This is a genomic window from Burkholderia sp. LMG 13014 (assembly GCF_905232215.1).
Classification (GTDB): Bacteria; Pseudomonadota; Gammaproteobacteria; order Burkholderiales; family Burkholderiaceae; genus Burkholderia.
On record NZ_CAJNKE010000978.1, the window covers coordinates 1 to 1,417 of the forward strand.

Below are 1,417 nucleotides of genomic sequence, written 5' to 3' on the forward strand. Positions count from 1 at the left end.
GATCGTGGGAGAGGCGGAAGCGGGCATCGTGAGAAGGCGGGAAGGGCAGCGTGCGTCAGCCGCCGATATACGACATTTCGACCCGCTTGCCTGCGCCGTCGGGCAGCGCGTCGGCAGACGCGCTACCGCGCAGTTGCGAATAGCGGTCGGTGCGGGCCTGCCAGATGCGGGCGATCGCGGTCGCGATCTCGGCGTCGCTCGCGCCGCCGCGCACGAGTGCGCGCAGGTCGTGGCCGGTCGACGCGAACAGGCACAGGTACAGCTTGCCTTCGGTCGACAGCCGCGCGCGCGTGCAGTCGCCGCAGAACGCCTGCGTGACGCTCGAGATCACGCCGATCTCGCCGCTGCCGTCCGCATAGCCCCAGCGCTGCGCGGTTTCGGCCGCCGTGTGCGGCTCGAGCGGCACGAGCGGGAAGTGTTCGGCGAGCCGTGCGATGACGTCCGCCGACGGCAGCACCTCGGTCATGTTCCAGCCGTTCGACGTGCCGACATCCATGTATTCGATGAAGCGCAGGACCACGCCGGTGCCGCGGAAGCGCTCGGCCATCGGCAGGATCTCGCTGTCGTTGGTGCCGCGCTTCACGACCATGTTGACCTTGACCGGTGCGAGGCCCACGGCCTGCGCAGCGAAGATGCCGTCGAGCACGTCGGCGCTCGCGAACTCGGCATCGTTCATGCGCTTGAACAACGTATCGTCGAGCGCGTCGAGGCTGACCGTCACGCGCGTGAGCCCGGCGTCCTTCAGCGCGCGCGCCTTGCGCGCGAGCAGCGAACCGTTGGTCGTGAGCGTCAGGTCGAGCGGGCGGCCGTCATGCGTGGTCAGGCGGGCGAGGCGCTCGATCAGGAATTCGAGATTCTTGCGCAGCAGTGGCTCACCGCCCGTGATGCGGATCTTCTCGACCCCGTGTGCGACAAAGAGTCGCGCCACGCGTTCGATCTCCTCGTGCGTGAGCAGTGCGCTGTGCGGCAGGAACGGGTAGTCCTTGTCGAAGACGGCGCGCGGCATGCAGTACACGCAGCGGAAGTTGCAGCGATCCGTCACCGAAATGCGCAGGTCGCGCAGCGGCCTGGCGAGCGTGTCGGCCAGCGTGCCGTCCGGGGCGTGCGCGACGCCGGAGACGTCCGGCATCCCGCTGACGTCGGCGAGAGGAATGATGCGTCGGGACATGTTGAAAGAAGTGCGAACCAGACCTCTATTTTAGCCGCAAGCGGCGGGTCGGTCCGGTGGGCGGAAACCCGCAGCGCGGACGTGAAAAAGCCCGCCGGAGGCGGGCTTTTCCTGGTCGGACGATGCGTCGATCAGTGATGCGTCGTTTCGACCTGCTGCATCGGGGCCGTATCGGCCGGCGGCAGCGTCTTGCGTTCGCGCGGCACGCGCGCCGGACGCGGGAGGTGCGACGCGGCTTCCTGTGCAGCG

Annotated in this window: 2 protein-coding genes; both read right to left on the reverse strand. The window is 68.5% G+C overall.

Annotated features, from left to right (window positions below):
- Nucleotides 1-55: 55 nt before the first annotated feature.
- The gene (moaA, locus tag JYJ84_RS36685; protein WP_122944829.1) at nucleotides 56-1,168 is read right to left on the reverse strand and encodes a GTP 3',8-cyclase MoaA; all 1,113 of its coding nucleotides are present in this window, start codon (nucleotides 1,166-1,168) and stop codon (nucleotides 56-58) included.
- 131 nt (nucleotides 1,169-1,299) lie between these two features.
- The coding region (locus tag JYJ84_RS38610; RefSeq protein WP_374102167.1) for a ribonuclease E at nucleotides 1,300-1,417 on the reverse strand (118 nt) is incomplete at its 5' end.